The organism is Glycomyces paridis, assembly GCF_004912155.1.
GTDB classification, from domain to species: domain Bacteria; phylum Actinomycetota; class Actinomycetes; order Mycobacteriales; family Micromonosporaceae; genus Glycomyces; species Glycomyces paridis.
Genome location: NZ_STGX01000016.1, coordinates 80,998 through 97,791, shown reverse-complemented (window position 1 = coordinate 97,791; position 16,794 = coordinate 80,998). Strand labels below are relative to the sequence as shown.

Genomic DNA, 16,794 nt, shown 5'->3' with positions numbered 1-16,794 from the left:
GGCTCGGCATGGACGGTGTCTTGGCGGTCTTCTCAGGGGGTTTCAGCTTGCGTTGGAGCCTGCACTCGCAGGTCAATAGCCCTGCGAGGCGGCGCTGGAGCCACGCCCACGACCGTTGGTCGAGGACGCCGGAGCCGGTGTCAACCCCATAGATTTCGTGCAGGTCGGCCTCGACGAGGTCCCGGTGGTCGCGCCACAGGGACCAGGCGCTCAGGCCCGGGGCTTCGTACGACTCGTAGAGGCCCGAGGCTTCGTCGTACTCGCCGACGCCCCAGCGGCCTTGGTCTTCGAGCCAGACGCGCGGCTCTGCGCTCTCCGCGTCTGGCGGTTCGGTTCCCCCTCGACACCACCGGACTCCCACGTGGACCGGGCGCCCTTGAGCCCGCGGGTGATCCACGCGTACGCGATCTGCCCCATGAGGCGGACGTGCCGCCACCGCGCGCCCGCGGCCTCCAGGTCGTCGAGGGTGGAGCCGAGCGTGCGCGTGTACATGTCCGACTCCTGCTCGTCGGTCAGGTGCAGGTCGGCGTCGATGGACTCCGCGTCCTCGCCGGCCTCCATGCGCGCGTGCGCTTTCCGGGTCTTCTCGGTGAGCGCGTGGACCCACAGGCCCGTCGCCGCGGAGACGTCCTCGATCACGAATTCGGTAGCACCGGAGGGGAGGTCGAGGACGACGACCAGGTCGCCGTCCTCGTTCTCCCACACGGCTTTCTCAGGGGCCAGCATCAGGGGGCGCTCCTAGGCGTAGGTGTAGTCGTCGCCGGCCGTGTCCGCGGACGCGCCGTTGGGGGTGGTGACCTTCACCTGGACGGCCCCGGCGGCGTGCGCGGGCGCGATCGCGGCGATCTTCGTGGCCGAGACGACCTCGAAGTCCGTGGCGTCGTCCGCGCCGAACTCCACGGTGGTCGCGCCAGTGAAGTACGCGCCGGTGATGGTGACGAGGGTGCCGCCAGCGGCAGGGCCGGTGGCCGGTGACAGGGAGGTGACGACCGGGAGCGGGGCCGCGTTGACCGGGTTCGCGATCGTCGTCAGAACCGGGTTGGTCGCGGAGGGGGTGACGGTCACGGAGACTCGTTCGAGGTCGGCCATGCCGCCTCCGTCGGGCGCCCACGTGATCAGCCCATAGCCCTCGTACGCCTCGACGGAGCCGAGCTTGTCGAACCAGCGCATGTGGACGACGCCGTCGGCCGCCTCGATCGCCATGGAGGCCAGGCGCAGGAACGCGTGCACCGTGTTCTCGACGTGCGTGACCGTGTCCTTGCGGTGCGAGAGGTTCGCCTCCAGGCCCCACACGAGCATGGTGCGGGTCGAACCGCCCCACCCGTCGGACTCGTAGTCGTTGTCCTCCTGGTCGGTCGGTTCGATGTTCGGCGTGAACTCCTGGAGACCGAGGACGGTCTCCCAGTTCGGCACCGACACGGACCCGGTGTTGATCTGCCAGCGCCACTTCCGTTGCAGCGCAGTCGCTTCAGCCATAGCTGTGCTCCTATTCGGTGAGGAGCGCGGACGTGCGCCGCGCCTGGATCTCGTAGTTGTCGGACCGTTCGTGCCGCTGGTTCGCGTCGATGCCCATGGGGGTGCCGGAGACGTGGTTGATGCCGGAGACCGTGACCTCGCCGAACTGGACAGCGTCAAGACCCTCCAGGGCCTTGCGGACGGCGTCCTTGATGACGGTCACGGAGAGCGGGTCGTTGCGGGCCCCGCGGCAGCGGACCTGGAGGCGCGGGGTCGTGTCCCCTCCCGAAGTGCCGCCGTTGGGGTCGTAGTCGGTGAGGACGATGACCCGGTCGCCGCTGCCGTCGGCCGGGCCGGGGGGCATGACCGCGATGAAGACGCCGATCTGGCCCGACGCGTAGATCCCCGAGGGGTTCCACGATCCGACTCCCTCGGCGGCGAGGTGCTCGGCGATCCCCACGAGGAGGTCCGAGGTCCAAGACATGTGCACCTCCGGGTACGCGAAAGCCCCGGCGGTTGGGCCGGGGCTGATCGGGGGTGGTCTAGGGCTGGTACCAGTCCAGCTCGGACAGCAGCTTGTTGTGTTTCCGCTGGTTGCAAGTGCCGTGAGTTGGCTTGATGTTGCCCATACTGTGCGCGCCGCCGCGAGACAACGGCACAACGTGGTCGAAGTGAAGGACGTCGAGGTCGGCGATATCGCTACGGCACAGGTAGCAGTGCATTCCGTCGCGCTCGATGATCAGGCCGTAATCGACTTCTTCGACGGTGGCTTCACGCTTGCGCGCCTGGTAGGCCCTGGCGTATTCACGGTTCTTCTCGGGGTTCGCCTTGGACCACTTCCGATGGCCCTCCAGGAGGCGCTCGCGACGTTCAGGGTCGGCGTATGCAGCTTGGCGGCGTAGCGCTTCGCTCTCAGGGGTCCGTATGCTCGCAACCTGCTCGTGAAAACAGGGTTTGCACCACGAGTATCGGCCGTCGAGGCGGCGGGGGTCCTTGTGGAACTGGTCCTTGGGCTTCCGCTCGCCGCATTTCGTGCAGGCCTTCTCTGTGGCGACGATCCGGTCGGCCTTCGCCTGCGCCAGGGCGGCACGCTCGGCTCCCCAGCGCTTCTCGGCGTACGCGGCGAACCGGGCCTTCTCGCGGTCGAGGTTGGCTTCGCGGTACGCCTTGAAGCGGGCGTTCTCGCGTTCCTTGTTCCGCAGGTAGTAGTCCTTGCGGTAATGCGGCTTGCACATTCCGCGAGCCTGGTGCGGGGCGTCGCACCCGTCGATTGAGCATGTACGCTGTGCCATGTCGGCCTGCTTTCATCAGGTCGTCCACGACCCGGGGGCGTTGGCGCGCTCGCCGGGTCCTTTGTGAATATTCTACTAGGTTCGCAGGTGACGGCGGATCTGGGCCGCGATCAATGCCCGGATCGTCTCCGACTCGGTATTCATCGGCGTCTCCAGGTACTTCGCGGTGCCCTTTCGGGGATGATGAAAGTCAAGTCGCTCATGCTGGGGAACAGCCTAAATACACGGTGTCGTAAGACACCGCAGCTTTCCCCTTCCTCTCGTCCACGGACGCGGTCCCGGACTGCTCCAGGGGCCCGTCTCGCAGCGGCACCAGCGGCAGGGACGCGCCGAGGAGGTGCTCCGCGGCGAGGTGCAGGCCCTTGTTGCGGCCCTCGCGCTGCCTACGCTTGACCTCGTCGCCGTTCCACTCGAACCGGACCTGACCCATGCCTGCCCCCTCTACTCGAAGTGGATGACGAGGTGCTCGGGAAGCGGAAGCGTCCCGGCGTCCATCGGCGCCGACAGGATCACCAGGGAGGTGCGCCCGTCCGGGAATGTTCCCCGTGACCGCGGGGGCGCGGAGGTGCCGAGCTCGCAGTAGAACTGCGCGGTCGAGACCGTCTCCGAGCCGTTCTCGTCCCGGATGTTCTTGACCTTCTGCTCGAGCCAGCCCTGGACCTCGACGGCCGGGCCGAACATGTCCTGGCCGTAGCCGTTCGTGCCCAAGTGCGGCTCGATCGTGACCGTGTGCTGCTTCCACAGCGACAGGAGGCTCATCGCGCGTACGCCTCGGTGGACATGAGGTCGCGCAGGATCATCAGCACCCTGGGGGCGTAGGTGATCCCGGCGATCACGGTCTCCGGCGTCGCCTTCGACTTCGTGATCGATGCGGACCCGATCGACGCCGAGGAGACCCCCGGCGGCAGCTGGCCCTCACCGAGACCCGCGCCCGGATCGATCCCGTAGGAGGCCTGCGCGATCGTCGCGTCCCGCAGGGCCTCGGCGAGATCCTCCTCGACGGGGATGCCGGCCTCGTTCTTGTCGTAGACCGCGGTCATGGCCAGCCAGTCGATGTCGCGGGAGGCGATGGCGAGCCGGTCGCCGAGATCATCGGGGGCCGCGGCGGCCCCATACGGGGAGTTGCCGTACTCCTCGACAGTCGCGTACACCGGCTTCGCCATCGTCTACTCCTTGCCTCGAGCGGCCTTCTTCGCGGCCTTCTTGACGGGCTTGTCCTCGGCGACACCGAACGACGCGGGCACCTCGAGGAGGGCCTTCGCCAGGTCGGGGTCGTCGACGTCGGCGACGCCGCCACGGAACATGACGACGCCCGCGCGCGTGCGGATCGGGACCTCCCCGTCGGGGAAGCGCGTGCACGTGAACCGCATGGCCTAGGCCCCGGCGGGAGCGCCGACGCGCAGCAGCTTGCCGTGCGCCTTCTCGTTGCCGTACTTCAGGCCGATCTCGCCGTACATCTGGCGCTTCTCCGACGCGCCGGACTTGGCGAGCTCCTCGACGAACAGGAAGCCCTTGCCGGGGATGGGGAGCATCACCGGGGAGCATTCCTCGAGGGAGACGACCGCCAGAGTGCTGGTCGGCATGTGCCGGTTCAGCATCAGGTTGAGCCGGCCGAAGTCGGTCTCGATGGTCATGACGTGCACGCCGCCGACGGTCCGGGAGGTCTCCTGGAAGCCGCGGTCCTTGATGAAGATCTTCGTCAGGGCCCGCTTCAGGGACGCCCCGCACATGAGCGTGGCCGTCTCCGATTCCTGGATGCCGCCGTTCTCCCACACCTGCTGGAGCAGGTCGAAGACGAGCGCCTCGGTGAGGGCGGTGGCCTCGTAGACCACGGCGCCGCCGTCGGTGGCGAACGCGACCGCGGACCCGCCGGGGCGGGTGGCGACGGTGAACGTGTTCGCGTCCGGGGCGGTGCGCACGTAGTACAGCTGGTTCTCGGACAGGACCCCGACGGCGCCGCCGGTGGCGGTGGTGATGGTGATCTGGTCGCCGACGGCGAGGCCGTGGGCGGTGATCGTCCACACCTCGGTGTCTGATTCGATGGTCGCGGTGCCGACCGCGGTGCCGCCCTGGGTGGAGACGTTCGAGGTGATGGCCTCGAGGATGCCGCGGGTGCGGCGGGCGGTCGCGTTGGTCGACGGGTTGTTGAACGTCCCGGTGATGAAGCTCTTCTCGACGTCGCGGGCGATCTGCTTCAGGTGCTGGGCGATCTGCCAGTCGAGCTCGCGCATGACCGGGTTGGTGCCCTGGAGGCCGACCGCGCCGGCGTGCGAAGAGCCGGTCGAGTTGAACTGGCCGGTGGCGGCCATCTTCGTGTACGAGATCTCCAGGGCTTCCTGGTGGACCTCGACGACGTTGTTCACGTTGAACCGGACGCGGGCCTCGGCGGTGGGCGCGTCGGCGCCCTCGAGTCGCTGCCGGGTGGCGTCGGCGTCGCGCAGGTCGTAGCCCTGCCACTGGAACAGGGTCGCGTCTGCGGCCTCGCCGCCGGTGAGCCCGCCGATGGCGGACAGGAACGGCGTGTCCTCGGGGGTGACGGCGAACAGTTCGCCGACGTAGTTCGGCAGGTCGAAGGTGTCGCCCTGCCCGGTGATTCCGGCCATGCCGGGTCCTCCTCAATGGATGGGCAGACCGGAGTCCGCCTAGTGGTTGAGCATTTTCTGGGTCTTGAGCTGGCGCGCCAGGTCCCAGTCGCCCTTGGATTCCGCGGCGCGGATCTGGGCGTCGAGGCTGGCGGGCTGCTGCTGGGGGGCGCCGCCGAAGTCCCCGCCGGAAGGGCCGGGCTTGGGGGCGAGCTTCGCGAGCTTGCCCACGGCGGCCTTGACGGCCTTGTCGTCGACGTCGCCGTTCTCGTCGAGGAGTTTGGAGACGTCGATGAGGTCGCCGAGTTCGGCGAGGTTCACGCCCTTGACGGCGGCCTCGGCCTTGAGTTCGGCGGCGGCCAGTCTCGCGTTCGCGGCCTTCGTCGCTTCGCTCGCGCCTTCGGCCTTGGCCTTGGCGACGGCCTTCTCCTGCTCGGTCATGGACTTCTGGCGGAGTTCGTCGCGCTCCTTGGCGGCGTTCGAGTTCTCCTTGGCGAGCTTCTCCCACTTGCGGGCCATGGCCTTCCAGTCGGTCTCCTCGGCCTTGGGGGCTTCGGGTTCCGGCTGCGGCTCGGGCGCGGCGGGTTCGGCGGGCGTCGGGTTCTCGGTGACGTTGTCGGACATGTGGTGCGCTCCCGTGCGGGATCGTGCCGTCGTCGTGCGACTCGGGCGGGATGGATCTGGTCTGCCCCCGTGCGGGGGAAGTCGTGGAACTTTGCGTGGATGCGCAAAGTTGCTGCTAGCGCGCGGACCCCACTTGCTCGCGCTGCGGTTGGCGCTGGGCGCCGGAGACGCGCACGTGCTCGCGGATCTGCGCCTGCTTCGTGCGGATCTTCCGGTCGAGCGCCGCGGCCGCCGTAGGGTCGACGAGGGCTTCGCGCTTGAGCTTCAGGGCGCGGAGTTCGCGTTCGAGCTCCCTGAGGCGCTGGCGGTCCTTGTCGCCCTTGGGGTCCTGCGTGTGCGTCTCGGATTTCGTGACGCCCGGCAGGTACATGGCGAGTCGGTGCCGGCAGTTCGGGTGTATCAGCCCTGCGGCGACGGCTTCGGCCACGGTGGCTTTCACGTCGATGGGGACCATGACGCCGTCCTCGATCGCGTGCTCTATGACCCGCGGCCCGGCCGGGCCGTTGATCGCGAGCACACGCGACTCGTATGGCCTGCACAAACGGCACTCTTCGGGGGCGTTGGAGACGATCACGAGCTCGGCGCCGGCCTGCGTGAGACGGCCCAGGTGCCCCTCGATGGACGAGTGGGCGACCGCGGTGCGGGTCGCCATCTCCACGTATGAGGCGAGTTCGCGGCGGTGCCCGCGCTTGTCGGTGAAGCCGCTGACGCCCTTGGAGAGCAGGTGCTCCCAGGCGACCTGCGCCGCGCGGAGGCGGGTCTTCGTGCCCAGGAGGACGTCCACGACCGGCCCGGCCATGACGTCCCGGTAGGCGTCCTGGTGCCAGCGGAGCACGTGCAGATGCGTGGAGGACATGCGCTGGGTGAGCTCTTGGGCGATGACCATCACCGAGTCGATGCCCGGCAGGTCGGCCCGGACCGCGGCGACCGCCTCGGCCAGGCGCGCGTCCCGCCGCTTCGAGTAGCCGGTCAGCCAGGCGATCGCCCGGACGATCCGGGACCGCCGCGCGAGCCAGTCCACCCACCGGTCACCCGACAGGCGGGCCATCTCGTCCACTGCGGCGGCGGCGCCGCGCGCGTACGCCTCCATGAGCGCCCGCTCGGCCAGTCGCGCGGAGCGGCCGGAGAGCGCGGCCAGGACGTCCTCGGCCTGGCGGCGGAGCGCCGACATGGCGGTGAGGCGGTCCTGGTGGCCGGAGGTGATGTCGGCCCGGATGCGGCGCGCGAGGTTCTGCGCCAAGCGCGTCTCGGCGCCGCGGTAGAGCTCGGCGACGTTCTCGGCGAGGCCCTCGGCGATGGAGCGGTCGATGGGCATTACGCCCCCTCAGGCTCCTCAGTTGCGGGCCTCTCGCCCACAACTGCGGGGGAGTCGCGGTTGTCCTCGTCGCCGAAGCCGCCGCGGAAGCTCCCGGGGTCCTCGGCTTGACCGATCGCCTGCTCCTTGTGGATGCGCTTGACCTCTTCGTCGACGGCCGTCTGCTCCCACTCGGGATGCCGGAACTTGACCTTCTCCTCGGTCGACGCCGCGCGCGCGGCCTCCCAGTTCGCGAGGATCCGCGACTTGGTCTCGTCGTCGATGTCGGCGCCGCCGCCCCACTCGATCGTGAGCGGCGCCTCGGGGTCGACGTCCCACTGGAACTTGGCCTTCCCGACGTCTAGGAGCGCGCGCAGGAGCTCCTCGAGGACGGGCCGCCAGTACCCGATCTTGCGGGCCTTGGTGATCTCGTCCTTCGAGTCGAGCGCGTTCACTTCGGTGGCGGTGGCCTGCGTGACGCCCTGGTCGAGGCCGAACGTCCGCGGCGAGTAGCCGGCAGAGTTCACGATGTCGCCCTTGATGCGGTCCACGGTCCGGTCGAGCTCGTCGACGGGGATCTTGAACTGGACCTGCGCGAGGTTCACAGTCCCGTCGAGGGAATCGACGGGCTGGAACGTCTCCTGGTCCATGTCGAACACGGCGCCTTCGCCGGGGCCCTGGTCGTTCAGGTACTGGCGGGGGACGATCAGCTTGCCCTGTGCCTGGTCGACGCTTCTCGCCCACGACGAATAGGTGAGGTCGAGCATGTCGAGCATGGTCTCGAGGCCGGAGTAGTCGGAGACGCCGAGGCTCGAGGCCTGCGGCAGGTGGCGCCAGATCCGGTTCGGCAGCAGGTTGGGGACGTATCCGGCGGTGAGCCGGTCCGTGCCGGTGGTGATCTGGTTGCCGTCGCGTTCGATCTGGATGTGCGCGGTCTCAGGGTAGTCGGTCAGCGGCACGACATGGCCGAGCTGGGTGACGGTGCCGACGTACACGCTGTGCTCGATCACCCCGTGGCCCTGCTCGTCGCGTTCGTGGCGTTCGAGGTGGCGCACGACGGTCTGGCCTTCGTGCCGGATGACCCGCCACAGGGTGACTGCGCGCAGTCGGCCTTGGCGGAACTCGGGGACCGCCGCGTCGGGGTGGGTGACGGTGATGCGGGGCCCGTCCTCGTCCCACAGGATCCGCGGGTACACGCCGCCGAGGGCGGCGCAGATCTCGGCGCCTTCGGAGAGGGCCCGCCAGATGTCGGGGAGGATCTCCTCGAGCTTCTCGGCGGTCGCCTTGTGTTCGCATTCGACGGTGGGGGGTTCGGCGAACAGGAGGCCCGCGGAGGCTTGGGCGATGTCGCCGGCGAGGGGGACGTGCACCCTCTGGCGGGGCCTGCGGGTGTTGGAGGCTTGCCTCCAGAACCAGCGGCGCAGCAGCGAGTAGATCTTGCGGATGGGCCGCCACTTCTCGTGCTCGGCGGGGGTGGTGTCGGTGACGTCGGAGTAGACGGTGGTGAGCTGGTCGATGTCGCCGGAGTGCCAGGCGGCCCAGATGCCGATCTGGGCGTTGACGAGGTCGTATTCCTCGGGTGGCCAGACGGTTCCGGGGGCGTAGTCGAGGGGCACTGGACCTCCTATGCGGCGAGGACGTAGGGGCGCCAGAGCGCGCGCGTGGTGAAGATGCCGTAGCGGAGTGCGTCGAGCGCGTGGTCGGCGACCTTGACGGGGGCGTCTTCGCCCTTGAGGGCTTTGTCGTCGTCCCACGAGTAGCCGGGGAACTCGGTGATGAGGTGCTTGCAGCTCGAGTGGATCTTGAGCCGTCCCGTCGACAGGAGTGAGGCGACGGTGCGGATGCCGTCGACCACGGCGTTCTCGCCTTGGGTGACGGAGATGCCGTCGTTGTACAGCTGCTCCTTGAACGAGGCGGCCGCGGGGTCGAGGACGAAGTACTCGGGCCGGGCGGGGATGCCGGGGACCATGAGCGTGTCGAGCCAGCCCCTGAGGCGCTCGGACAGCTCCACGTCCGCGAGGGACCGGCGCTTCTCCTTGGAGTCCCAGCGCCATTCGGCTATCGCGTACAGGCGGCGGTCGATGCCGAGGCCGATGAGGACCGCATCGGTGGGGTTCGTGGTGCCGTAGTCGACGCCGAGGGCGACGACGCGGGTCATTTGCGGGAGCTCGTCGACGATGTGGCGTTCCTCGTCCCACATGTCGTAGACGGCGCCCTCGGCGGCGACCCACTCGCCCAAGATGAAGCGGCGGTACCAGAGGCCGGTGAACTCGGCTTTGATGTCGGCGACGTACTCGGCCGGCAGGGACGGGTTGTCGTCGAGGGTGAAGTGCCAGTGTCTGAGGTTCAGTTCCCCTTGCCGGAGGATGAACCGCTGGCGGAGCCAGTGGGCGGGGTTGTCGGGGTTCGAGGTGCCGAACACCTTCGCGCCGGGGACGGACATGCGCCCCAGGAGCTGGTCCCAGTAGCCCTCGGGGAGGAGGGAGACCTCGTCGGCGTACGCGCCCGCGCATGTGAGGCCGCGGAGCCTGCCCTCGGCCTTGGCGTCGTTCGCGGTGATGACCTCGACCTTGCGGCCCAGGATCGTTGCAGTGCCGGCGCCGCGCGTGTATGTGACGTGCTGCGCGTGAGAGCCGGTGATGAGCGGGTCCTGGAGGGGCCCGAACACGTTGCGGGAGACGGTGTCGAACGTCTTCCCGGTGACCAGGAGCGCCCCACCGCGGGGGGCGGTGGCGACGTACATGAGCCAGCGCAGCAGCGACGAGATCGTCTTCCCCGACCGGATCGACCCGGTCCAGAGGTTGATGCGGGCTTCGGCGTGGGCGATGGAGCGCTCTTGGAGGTCGGAGAGCGCTTGGAGTCGCTCAGTCGGCGGCGCGGGGGTGAGCGTCTCCGCCATCGCCGTGCTTCTCCTTGAGGCCGGTCATGATCCGGTCGAGCAGGCCCACGGTCTCGTCCAGGCCGGCGCCGGAGTCGTGGCGGTCGATCACGATGTGCTTGTCGATCGCGGTCGCGGCCGACACGATCAGGTTCCTGATGTCGCCGGTCGGCGGCCTCGGGAGTGTCCGCTGCTCGAACGTGTTGTCCTTGCCGCCGAAGTTGAACACGATGTGTGGATCGTCGACCTGGTCGAGGAGTTCGCCGGCCTTGACGAGGAGGCGGCGGGAGAGCTCGGCGCGCATCGACCGGTTGTCGGCCTGCTTCGCCTTAGTCGCGTTTTCGGTGGCTGACCGGTCAAAGGCGTCGGTCAAACCGAACTCGGCGGCGATGTTGGAGATGGTGCCGGCGGAGCGCTTGTACTCGCGGGCGATCTCGTTGCGGGGCCGTCCTGAGCGGATGGCTTCGGCGATGGCTTCGCGTTCCTCAGGGGGGATGCGGGAGGGCATGGTGCACCTCCCGCGAGCGTTTCAGTGTGGGAGGTGGGGGCGGCGGGCGGGCCCGTGAGGTCCCGCCCGCTTGTACCGCCCCGATACGACCATAGGGCCGTGAGCATGAAGCTCGCGACCCTACTTCTCGAAAGTACTCGTAATCTCTTGTCGGTGTCAAGATGCCTCGGGACTAAGTTTCGTGGGTCACGTCCTTGGCCTTGAGTGCCTTGACCTGATCGCGGAGGTCGAGGATTTCGTCGGTCATCCTGTCCCGGTGGACGATCCACGCCGCGCGGTCCTCGTCGTACTGGTCGAAGGTGCGCTTGCTCTCCACGGCGGCGACATCCGCCCACTTGAGGCGGCCGCGTGCCTCTTCGAGCTCAGTGCGGAGGCGCTTGTTCTCGTTGCGGATCTTCTCGTATTCGCCGTCGAGCATCGGGGCGAGGACGTCGGCGAGGCGGTCCACGCCAGCGGTCCAGTGCTGGTCCTGGAATCCCGAGAAGTACTGGGGCGTGTCCCCGCCCGCGAAGGCGCGCCAGAGCTCGAAGCGCTGCTCGTCCGTGAAGCGCTCGCTCATGTCGTGCCCCATTCGGGGTTGTAGTCGGGGTGGTCAGCCCAGATGGCGGCGAGCTGGGTGAGGGTCTCGCACTCCCGCCAGCCGTGCACCTCGCAGTAGGACCGGTCCCGCTTGTGGATGCCGTCCGGCAGGAAGCCGCCACATTCGGTGCAGAAGCCGTCCACGACGGTATGCGGCGTGGAGTGCTCGGCGATGATGGCCCGCTTGGCCTCGACCTCGCGGAGGACACGGGCGGGGTCGTGGCTTCGGGCGTGAGCGAAGTGGGTTTCGGGGAGGTCTTCCCATTCGAGGCGCTCGTCTTCTGAGTCCCAGTCCGGCGCGGCGGCTTCGGCGCGGTGTCGGTCCTCGTCGAGGCGCGCGGCGATGAAGTCGATGATGGGGGAGGTCACGGGCGCGCTCCGACTGACGAGAGGTGACGTTCCCAAGTGGTGTTCACGACGCTCGCGCGCTGTTGGGCGGCGGGCCTCTTGGAGTTCACGAAGAACTCGCAGCAGGAGCAGGAGAGCCATGTGATCCTGCCGTCGTCACGGATGTTCTTGCGGTGCTCGCTCATGCTTCAATCCTACTCTCTGTCTTGTGTTTTCGCTGTTCAGGCGGCTTGTGTGAGTCGTTTCGCGGCCTTGTCGAGGTCCTTGGCGATGGCCTCGTCGTGGAGGCGGCGGGCGTCGCCGAGGCGGTAGGTGGGGCGGCCGGAGTCGTCCTTGCCGACGGGGCGGAGCTGCTTCCATTGGACCCTGTTGGCGACCCATTTGAGTTCGCGGACGATGGGCCTGCCGTCGGGGTCCCGGTCTCCCAGTGCGGTGAGGATGCGGGCGATGGAGGCGGCGGTGCGGGGGAGGTGGTCGGCGCGGCCGAGGAGGCGGTCCTTGCGCTTCGCGACGTCGTAGCTCGTCCGGCAGGCTGGGCACTTGACGAAGCTCGCCTCCTGGTGCGCCCTGAGCTCCCCGGTGCAGTCCTCGGCCTCGCAGGTGCCGAGCGAGATCATGGGGGGCGGGGAGTCGACGGCCCGCCCGAGGTCGACCGCTACCCGGGAGAGGTCGTCGAACGCGTCGGGTCCCCATTCGCGGTGGGCGATCCATCCGAGGCGGGTGCGGAGCCACGCGGCCATCTCCTGGACGGTGACCTCCCGAGGCGCGGTGAGATGGATGGTCCGGCAGGAGGAGTGGGTGCACCAGTGCCCCATGCCGGTCGAGCAGGTGGGGCCGAAGAGGGTGGGGAAGGCGTCGGGGAAGGCGTCCTCGATGCTCACGCCCCGCTCCTCGGCGACGAGCCGCACCCACGTGGTGAGCGTGTTGCGAAGTCTCGCACCGACATCGCTCGCGTGGAGGTTGAGGGGGAGCGGGGCCTCGGAGGAGGCCCGGCCGCCGGAGCCCGCACTCACGCGGTCCTGCCTTGTGAGGGTGGTCTCCAAGTCGTCGGCGATCGCCTCGATGAAGGAGAGGTTGGCCGCGGTCTGGTCGACGCAGGCTCCGCAGCAGAGCGCTTGGTCGGCGACGGGGCGCCCGCAGCGGGTGCAGGTGGTGGTGTTCTCGGTCGTCATGGCTCCCCCTTGGTGCGGCGAATTACGGGTTTTATGTGTGCGAAGAGTTACTGAAGGACTACTTGGTTTCATGTAGGGGCTGGTGGCGGCGCGGGTGCCGTACCCGCGCCGCCGGGATGGTCAGCGGTCGGTGTCCTTGGCGAACGCGCCGCCGGAGGCGGCGTGCATGTTGGGGCCCTGCGGGTCGAGGTTGTTGGCGGCCCGGTCGAGATCTTCGGCGATGTTGAGGACCTCCCACTGGTGGTTGAGGTCGCGCCCGGAGATCTGGGCGTAGCAGCGCAGTGCGGCGGCCTGTCGCCGAAGGGCATCGATGCTCTTCGCAGCGGCGGATTCGGCGCGCCGAGCGGCAAGCTCTGCGGACAGGGCCGCCCGGTCTGAGCGCCGGGCCCAGTAGCGGGAGCGGAGGTAGGCGGAGATGCTGACCGCGAGGACGGTCAGGGCGATGATGATCGCAATGGTGTCGTTCATGTCGTTGCCTTTCGTGTCGGGAGCCGGTCGCCGCCGCCGGGGACCGGGTAGACGATGTCGCAGTGGATGCACCCGGTGACCCCGCACTCGCGGAGCGGCTCGTTGGGATAGACGGGCGCGCTGGGGGCCGGGGTGTCGGTGCAGGTGCAGCCCGGTTCGCAGGCGCCCTGCTCTCTGGGAGGCCAGGTCATGAGGTGCCACCGTCCCGACAGGTCTCGCACGGCACCAGCTCGGCCACGTAGCCCACGGTCTCCTCGCGGCGCTCCCGCCTCCAGCGGATGAGGTTGCGGGCGTAGACGATGGTGAGGCCGATCGCGAGGGGCAGCAGCCCCCACACCTGCCAGGTAAAGATGAAGACGAACCAGAGGGCCTGGCCGATGCAGCCGAGCACCCAACCGGAGGTCTTGCGGTTCCCCACGAGCCAGGTGAGCGTGAGGGTGTTCGCGGACAGCAGCAGCGGAATCGCTTGGCGTAGGACCTCACCCATTGGCCTGCCCCTCCCCGGACTGGTCGAGGCCAAGCGCGCGAGCAGTCCCGCACGGATACGGGGCGGCGTACTCTCCCGGGGTGCCGCACACCTGGCAGCACGGGTCAATCGATCCGTACGCACCGTCGCCGTCCGGGTAGGGCTTGTCGCGGAAGCCGATGCCGCCCCCATCGGGATACGGCTGGTGAAGGCGCTTGACCTCGGTGAGGGCGGCGGCTTGGGCGGTGTTCTCGGCCCGGAGCCGGGACAGCTCCGTGTTCGCGTCGCCGAGGTCGTCCATGTGCTCCCCGAGGCGGCGGAACAGGTCCTTGCGGCGGGCCTCGGACTCGCCCAGGTCGGCCCGGAGCCGGTCCACCTCGGCCAGGAGTTGGCCCATTTCGTAGGCGGTGAGGGCGAGTCGCCCACGTCTGGTGAGGTCGTGCTGGTGCCCGCGAATCTGGGCTAGCTGGTCGTCGGTGAGCGGCTGGGTGGGTTCGGGGGCGGTCATCGGCATGCCTTTCGGATCAGTAGCCACGGCGGCCACGCTGGAGACCGGCAGAGAAGCCGATCGCGTAGTTGTCGACGCTGGAGCCGCTCGAGGCGGACTGGACGTTCATGACGATGCCGCCGCGCTGTTCAGGGACTACCGGCTTCGCGCCGGTGGCTGCGGCGACCAGCTCGCGGGCGAGCGTGGCGTGATCCCGAAGGGCTGCTTCGTGGCCGCCGTCCTCGGGGTCGTAGTCCTCGCCGTCGAGCTCGCGCCAGAGGATTTCGGCAACGGCGCGTTCGGCGGCCGTCAGTTCGGTGGGTTCGGGGTTACTCGGCATGGCCGGACTCCTCGATGGTGGGGGCGTCGACCCAACCGGCGGCGCGGAGCTTCCCGGCCGCGACTTCGCGCAGCAGGTCCGGAACGGTCACGCCGCTGCCGTCGTTGCGGCGGAACATGATCCAGTCGGATGGGAAGCGGTTCGCGTCGGCGAACTCGTGGAGCGCTTCAGCCTCGATGATGGGCCTGATTGCGTCGACCAGCGCACGGGCCTGTTCCTCGGTGGTGCGTCCTTCCTTGAGTCGGATCGAAGGGTTGCCGTCGGAGGCTTCGAACACCTCCCACGCGGTCAGCTCTCGGACGGCGGCCATTTCGGCGGGGCTCAGCGGGTTACTCATCGGTGTCCTCCTGGGTTGTGGTTCGGGTATCGGTGGGACGGGCGGGGTCGAGAGCTGCGATCAGGAGCGGCTGCGACAGGCGTCGGGCGGCTCTCTCGATGTAGGCCTCGTTCGCCTCGATGCCGATCGCGCGGCGGTCCGTAGATCGGGCGGCGTCGAGGGTTGACCCCGATCCTGCGAACGGGTCGAGGACGAGGCCGCCAGGTGGGCAGGCGTAGCGGATCAGCGGGTCCAGGACCCTGAGTGGTTTCTGGGTCGGGTGAAGGCCGTCTCGCGGTGATCGGGCGTCGAGCACCGACAGCATGAGGCGCGTGCCATCGTCCCGATACCGCATGTCCGTTTCGGCCGCGCCCTGATGGCGCTGTTTCTCCGACCGCTTGCAGTTGCGGCCGTTGTTCTCCCCATGCCAGGCCTCACGAGGCGTGTCGTGGCGTACGCCCTTCCAGGGACCCCGGTACCAGTGGAGGGCGTGTTCGTGGACGCGGCGGAACCTGTCGGCCGCAAGCGAAGTGCCGTACGGTTTGCGCCACACGACGTCCTGGGACATGCGCCAGCCTGCGAACTCTCCGGAGCGGTCGAGGAACATGCGCATGCTCCCGAAACACCACATGCTGTCGGTGATGGCGGCGGCGACGTCCGGCCAGCCGTCGGGCCACCGGTCCCACACCAAGGCCGTTTCCGCATACGGCGGGTCGGCCACGATGCAGTCCGCGCGGACGTCAAGGGCGGGCAGGATCTCGCGCATGTCCCCGAGGTAGAGGGTGACGGTCCCGTCGGTGAAGTAGGGCTCGGTGCTCATGTCCCGGTCCTCTCGGTCAGGGAGTCGGACTCGTCGTCTTTGGCGACGGACTCCAGGCGCTCGGCGGCCCAGATGATGCCGTCGCGGTAGCCGCAGGCGTGCCGGTCGTCGGGGTCGATCGATGGCTGTGCGGCGACGTAGGCGCGGAGGCTGGCGGCGGCCTCGCGGTTGTGGACGGGCCGGAGCCGGTTGCTCCAGTACTCCTCGGCGCAGGTCTCGCAGTGCTCCCGGAGGTGCGGCGTCCCGTTCGCGTGCCGGTGTTTCGCTTCGGCGCGGTCCATCATCGAGACGGCGATCCGGCGGCCGTTCTCGTACTCCTGAGCGCCTGTGAGCGTTTCTGCGACGCCCGTACCCCTACCCGAGTCGGCGTCGGCCGTCCTGGTGTCTCCAGCGCGCTCCTGGGCGGCCAGGATCTCGGTGTGAGCGCCGTGCTCCGGGCATTCCGGGTTCGGTTCCCACATCGAGCCGGGCTCGACCGCGCTGCCGTAGCGGGTCCATGTGGACTCGTCGGTCGGGTGGCACGTGCAGCCCGGGGTGGGTGTGTGAGGCATCCCAGAAACAGGCTCGGGGGCAACGTGGAAGTGCCAGACCGTGGTGCCTTCGCGTTCGATGCGGTCGATCGGGGTGCCGCAGAGGTCGCACTTGCCCAACAGCCACACCTTGGCCTTGATCAGGTCAGCCACGGCGGGTCTCCTCGCAGCAGATCCCGGCGTCCCGGAACTCCTTTCGCAGCTCCTCGCAGACGATGCAGACCCGCGCGGCCTCGGTGCCGATGATGTAGGCGGCGTTCGCCAGGTCGCGGCCGCACAGGGCGGTGTCGCGGTCGTGGTCGAAGCAGAACTGGTGGTCGAGTCCCGACCCTGTTGTGTGCTCGCCAGCGATCTGGATTTCGGGCAGCGTCTGCGTGGTGCTCACTGTCCGTCTCCCTCGCCCAGACCGAGAGCCCGCGCGCGGCCGTGAGGGCAGGCGGGTTCAGTGTCGAACCAGCCGTGCTCCTGGCAGTGGCCGTTGTGGTCGAACCAGCACTTGCCGGAGTCGAACATGTCGGCAACGATGCCTTCGACAGTGCTGAGCTGCTTCTGGAGCTGATCGGCGCGGCGCTTCCACTGCGCGATCCGGTCATCGGTGTGGTTGCACTGGCAAGTGCAGTCCACGAGCTCACGGT

The 16,794-nt window shown here is 68.8% G+C and carries 27 protein-coding genes; all 27 read right to left on the bottom strand.

Annotation, left to right across the window (positions count from 1 at the left end; translation table 11 throughout):
- Positions 1 to 210 precede the first annotated feature (210 nt).
- The gene (locus E9998_RS25490; RefSeq protein WP_158299889.1) at positions 211 to 726 is read right to left on the bottom strand and encodes a DUF7426 family protein; all 516 of its coding nucleotides are present in this window, start codon (positions 724 to 726) and stop codon (positions 211 to 213) included.
- A gap of 12 nt (positions 727 to 738) precedes the next feature.
- Positions 739 to 1,476, bottom strand: coding sequence for a phage tail tube protein (locus E9998_RS19955; protein ID WP_136531458.1), 738 nt, complete (start codon positions 1,474 to 1,476; stop codon positions 739 to 741).
- A gap of 10 nt (positions 1,477 to 1,486) precedes the next feature.
- Positions 1,487 to 1,939, bottom strand: coding sequence for a minor capsid protein (locus E9998_RS19950; protein WP_136531457.1), 453 nt, complete (start codon positions 1,937 to 1,939; stop codon positions 1,487 to 1,489).
- Between the two features lie 58 nt (positions 1,940 to 1,997).
- Positions 1,998 to 2,690, bottom strand: a complete 693-nt coding sequence (locus E9998_RS25955; protein WP_204745553.1) for an HNH endonuclease — start codon at positions 2,688 to 2,690, stop codon at positions 1,998 to 2,000.
- Between the two features lie 498 nt (positions 2,691 to 3,188).
- Positions 3,189 to 3,506 carry a hypothetical protein gene (locus E9998_RS19935; protein WP_136531456.1) on the bottom strand — a complete coding sequence of 106 codons (318 nt, stop codon included), beginning with the start codon at positions 3,504 to 3,506 and terminating at the stop codon, positions 3,189 to 3,191.
- Positions 3,503 to 3,910 carry a hypothetical protein gene (locus E9998_RS19930; protein WP_136531455.1) on the bottom strand — a complete coding sequence of 136 codons (408 nt, stop codon included), beginning with the start codon at positions 3,908 to 3,910 and terminating at the stop codon, positions 3,503 to 3,505. The genes E9998_RS19935 and E9998_RS19930 overlap by 4 nt, the downstream gene beginning before the upstream one ends.
- Positions 3,911 to 3,913: 3 nt before the next feature.
- Positions 3,914 to 4,117, bottom strand: coding sequence for a hypothetical protein (locus E9998_RS19925; RefSeq protein WP_136531454.1), 204 nt, complete (start codon positions 4,115 to 4,117; stop codon positions 3,914 to 3,916).
- A 3-nt stretch (positions 4,118 to 4,120) separates the two neighbouring features.
- A complete protein-coding gene (locus E9998_RS19920; protein ID WP_136531453.1) occupies positions 4,121 to 5,350 on the bottom strand; it encodes an SU10 major capsid protein in 1,230 nt (409 codons plus the stop codon).
- 39 nt (positions 5,351 to 5,389) lie between these two features.
- The gene (locus tag E9998_RS19915) at positions 5,390 to 5,953 is read right to left on the bottom strand and encodes a hypothetical protein (protein ID WP_136531452.1); all 564 of its coding nucleotides are present in this window, start codon (positions 5,951 to 5,953) and stop codon (positions 5,390 to 5,392) included.
- A gap of 115 nt (positions 5,954 to 6,068) precedes the next feature.
- Positions 6,069 to 7,268, bottom strand: coding sequence for a phage minor capsid protein (locus tag E9998_RS19910; RefSeq protein WP_136531451.1), 1,200 nt, complete (start codon positions 7,266 to 7,268; stop codon positions 6,069 to 6,071).
- On the bottom strand, positions 7,268 to 8,863 hold the full coding sequence (locus E9998_RS19905) for a phage portal protein (protein WP_158299888.1): 1,596 nt from the start codon (positions 8,861 to 8,863) through the stop codon (positions 7,268 to 7,270). Before E9998_RS19905 ends, E9998_RS19910 begins: the two co-directional genes overlap by 1 nt.
- Before the next feature lie 8 nt (positions 8,864 to 8,871).
- Positions 8,872 to 10,146: a PBSX family phage terminase large subunit gene (locus tag E9998_RS19900; RefSeq protein ID WP_136531449.1), complete on the bottom strand. Its 1,275-nt coding sequence runs from the start codon at positions 10,144 to 10,146 to the stop codon at positions 8,872 to 8,874.
- Positions 10,112 to 10,633 (bottom strand): helix-turn-helix domain-containing protein, encoded by a 522-nt coding sequence (locus E9998_RS19895; RefSeq protein WP_136531448.1) that lies wholly within the window; start codon positions 10,631 to 10,633, stop codon positions 10,112 to 10,114. The genes E9998_RS19900 and E9998_RS19895 overlap by 35 nt, the downstream gene beginning before the upstream one ends.
- Before the next feature lie 172 nt (positions 10,634 to 10,805).
- Positions 10,806 to 11,192: a hypothetical protein gene (locus E9998_RS19890; protein WP_136531447.1), complete on the bottom strand. Its 387-nt coding sequence runs from the start codon at positions 11,190 to 11,192 to the stop codon at positions 10,806 to 10,808.
- Positions 11,189 to 11,581 (bottom strand): DUF6221 family protein, encoded by a 393-nt coding sequence (locus tag E9998_RS19885; RefSeq protein ID WP_136531446.1) that lies wholly within the window; start codon positions 11,579 to 11,581, stop codon positions 11,189 to 11,191. The genes E9998_RS19890 and E9998_RS19885 overlap by 4 nt, the downstream gene beginning before the upstream one ends.
- The gene (locus E9998_RS25485; protein WP_158299887.1) at positions 11,578 to 11,745 is read right to left on the bottom strand and encodes a hypothetical protein; all 168 of its coding nucleotides are present in this window, start codon (positions 11,743 to 11,745) and stop codon (positions 11,578 to 11,580) included. Before E9998_RS25485 ends, E9998_RS19885 begins: the two co-directional genes overlap by 4 nt.
- Before the next feature lie 36 nt (positions 11,746 to 11,781).
- Positions 11,782 to 12,732, bottom strand: a complete 951-nt coding sequence (locus E9998_RS19880) for a hypothetical protein (protein ID WP_136531445.1) — start codon at positions 12,730 to 12,732, stop codon at positions 11,782 to 11,784.
- Positions 12,733 to 12,852: 120 nt separating this feature from the next.
- Positions 12,853 to 13,200, bottom strand: a complete 348-nt coding sequence (locus E9998_RS19875; protein WP_136531444.1) for a hypothetical protein — start codon at positions 13,198 to 13,200, stop codon at positions 12,853 to 12,855.
- Entirely contained in the window at positions 13,197 to 13,391 is a 195-nt protein-coding gene (locus tag E9998_RS19870) for a hypothetical protein (protein WP_136531443.1), read from the bottom strand. The genes E9998_RS19875 and E9998_RS19870 overlap by 4 nt, the downstream gene beginning before the upstream one ends.
- On the bottom strand, positions 13,388 to 13,687 hold the full coding sequence (locus tag E9998_RS19865; RefSeq protein WP_136531442.1) for a nicotinamide mononucleotide transporter: 300 nt from the start codon (positions 13,685 to 13,687) through the stop codon (positions 13,388 to 13,390). Before E9998_RS19865 ends, E9998_RS19870 begins: the two co-directional genes overlap by 4 nt.
- Positions 13,680 to 14,174, bottom strand: coding sequence for a hypothetical protein (locus E9998_RS19860; RefSeq protein ID WP_136531441.1), 495 nt, complete (start codon positions 14,172 to 14,174; stop codon positions 13,680 to 13,682). The genes E9998_RS19865 and E9998_RS19860 overlap by 8 nt, the downstream gene beginning before the upstream one ends.
- A 16-nt stretch (positions 14,175 to 14,190) precedes the next feature.
- Entirely contained in the window at positions 14,191 to 14,493 is a 303-nt protein-coding gene (locus tag E9998_RS19855) for a hypothetical protein (protein WP_136531440.1), read from the bottom strand.
- Positions 14,483 to 14,830: a hypothetical protein gene (locus E9998_RS19850; protein WP_136531439.1), complete on the bottom strand. Its 348-nt coding sequence runs from the start codon at positions 14,828 to 14,830 to the stop codon at positions 14,483 to 14,485. Before E9998_RS19850 ends, E9998_RS19855 begins: the two co-directional genes overlap by 11 nt.
- Entirely contained in the window at positions 14,823 to 15,629 is an 807-nt protein-coding gene (locus tag E9998_RS19845) for a DNA-methyltransferase (protein ID WP_136531438.1), read from the bottom strand. Before E9998_RS19845 ends, E9998_RS19850 begins: the two co-directional genes overlap by 8 nt.
- Positions 15,626 to 16,312 (bottom strand): hypothetical protein, encoded by a 687-nt coding sequence (locus E9998_RS19840; RefSeq protein WP_136531437.1) that lies wholly within the window; start codon positions 16,310 to 16,312, stop codon positions 15,626 to 15,628. Before E9998_RS19840 ends, E9998_RS19845 begins: the two co-directional genes overlap by 4 nt.
- Positions 16,305 to 16,544, bottom strand: coding sequence for a hypothetical protein (locus E9998_RS19835; protein WP_136531436.1), 240 nt, complete (start codon positions 16,542 to 16,544; stop codon positions 16,305 to 16,307). The genes E9998_RS19840 and E9998_RS19835 overlap by 8 nt, the downstream gene beginning before the upstream one ends.
- Positions 16,541 to 16,783 (bottom strand): hypothetical protein, encoded by a 243-nt coding sequence (locus E9998_RS19830; RefSeq protein WP_136531435.1) that lies wholly within the window; start codon positions 16,781 to 16,783, stop codon positions 16,541 to 16,543. Before E9998_RS19830 ends, E9998_RS19835 begins: the two co-directional genes overlap by 4 nt.
- Between the last annotated feature and the right edge of the window lie 11 nt (positions 16,784 to 16,794).

What these genes read in the sequence shown, in the direction of transcription:
- E9998_RS25490 (WP_158299889.1), bottom strand. Translation starts at nt 726, where the DNA reads ATGCTGGCCCCTGAGAAAGCCGTGTGGGAGAACGAGGACGGCGACCTG.
- E9998_RS19955 (WP_136531458.1), bottom strand. Translation starts at nt 1,476, where the DNA reads ATGGCTGAAGCGACTGCGCTGCAACGGAAGTGGCGCTGGCAGATCAAC.
- E9998_RS19950 (WP_136531457.1), bottom strand. Translation starts at nt 1,939, where the DNA reads ATGTCTTGGACCTCGGACCTCCTCGTGGGGATCGCCGAGCACCTCGCC.
- E9998_RS25955 (WP_204745553.1), bottom strand. Translation starts at nt 2,690, where the DNA reads ATGTGCAAGCCGCATTACCGCAAGGACTACTACCTGCGGAACAAGGAA.
- E9998_RS19935 (WP_136531456.1), bottom strand. Translation starts at nt 3,506, where the DNA reads ATGAGCCTCCTGTCGCTGTGGAAGCAGCACACGGTCACGATCGAGCCG.
- E9998_RS19930 (WP_136531455.1), bottom strand. Translation starts at nt 3,910, where the DNA reads ATGGCGAAGCCGGTGTACGCGACTGTCGAGGAGTACGGCAACTCCCCG.
- E9998_RS19925 (WP_136531454.1), bottom strand. Translation starts at nt 4,117, where the DNA reads ATGCGGTTCACGTGCACGCGCTTCCCCGACGGGGAGGTCCCGATCCGC.
- E9998_RS19920 (WP_136531453.1), bottom strand. Translation starts at nt 5,350, where the DNA reads ATGGCCGGAATCACCGGGCAGGGCGACACCTTCGACCTGCCGAACTAC.
- E9998_RS19915 (WP_136531452.1), bottom strand. Translation starts at nt 5,953, where the DNA reads ATGTCCGACAACGTCACCGAGAACCCGACGCCCGCCGAACCCGCCGCG.
- E9998_RS19910 (WP_136531451.1), bottom strand. Translation starts at nt 7,268, where the DNA reads ATGCCCATCGACCGCTCCATCGCCGAGGGCCTCGCCGAGAACGTCGCC.
- E9998_RS19900 (WP_136531449.1), bottom strand. Translation starts at nt 10,146, where the DNA reads ATGGCGGAGACGCTCACCCCCGCGCCGCCGACTGAGCGACTCCAAGCG.
- E9998_RS19895 (WP_136531448.1), bottom strand. Translation starts at nt 10,633, where the DNA reads ATGCCCTCCCGCATCCCCCCTGAGGAACGCGAAGCCATCGCCGAAGCC.
- E9998_RS19890 (WP_136531447.1), bottom strand. Translation starts at nt 11,192, where the DNA reads ATGAGCGAGCGCTTCACGGACGAGCAGCGCTTCGAGCTCTGGCGCGCC.
- E9998_RS25485 (WP_158299887.1), bottom strand. Translation starts at nt 11,745, where the DNA reads ATGAGCGAGCACCGCAAGAACATCCGTGACGACGGCAGGATCACATGG.
- E9998_RS19880 (WP_136531445.1), bottom strand. Translation starts at nt 12,732, where the DNA reads ATGACGACCGAGAACACCACCACCTGCACCCGCTGCGGGCGCCCCGTC.
- E9998_RS19875 (WP_136531444.1), bottom strand. Translation starts at nt 13,200, where the DNA reads ATGAACGACACCATTGCGATCATCATCGCCCTGACCGTCCTCGCGGTC.
- E9998_RS19870 (WP_136531443.1), bottom strand. Translation starts at nt 13,391, where the DNA reads ATGACCTGGCCTCCCAGAGAGCAGGGCGCCTGCGAACCGGGCTGCACC.
- E9998_RS19865 (WP_136531442.1), bottom strand. Translation starts at nt 13,687, where the DNA reads ATGGGTGAGGTCCTACGCCAAGCGATTCCGCTGCTGCTGTCCGCGAAC.
- E9998_RS19860 (WP_136531441.1), bottom strand. Translation starts at nt 14,174, where the DNA reads ATGACCGCCCCCGAACCCACCCAGCCGCTCACCGACGACCAGCTAGCC.
- E9998_RS19855 (WP_136531440.1), bottom strand. Translation starts at nt 14,493, where the DNA reads ATGCCGAGTAACCCCGAACCCACCGAACTGACGGCCGCCGAACGCGCC.
- E9998_RS19850 (WP_136531439.1), bottom strand. Translation starts at nt 14,830, where the DNA reads ATGAGTAACCCGCTGAGCCCCGCCGAAATGGCCGCCGTCCGAGAGCTG.
- E9998_RS19845 (WP_136531438.1), bottom strand. Translation starts at nt 15,629, where the DNA reads ATGAGCACCGAGCCCTACTTCACCGACGGGACCGTCACCCTCTACCTC.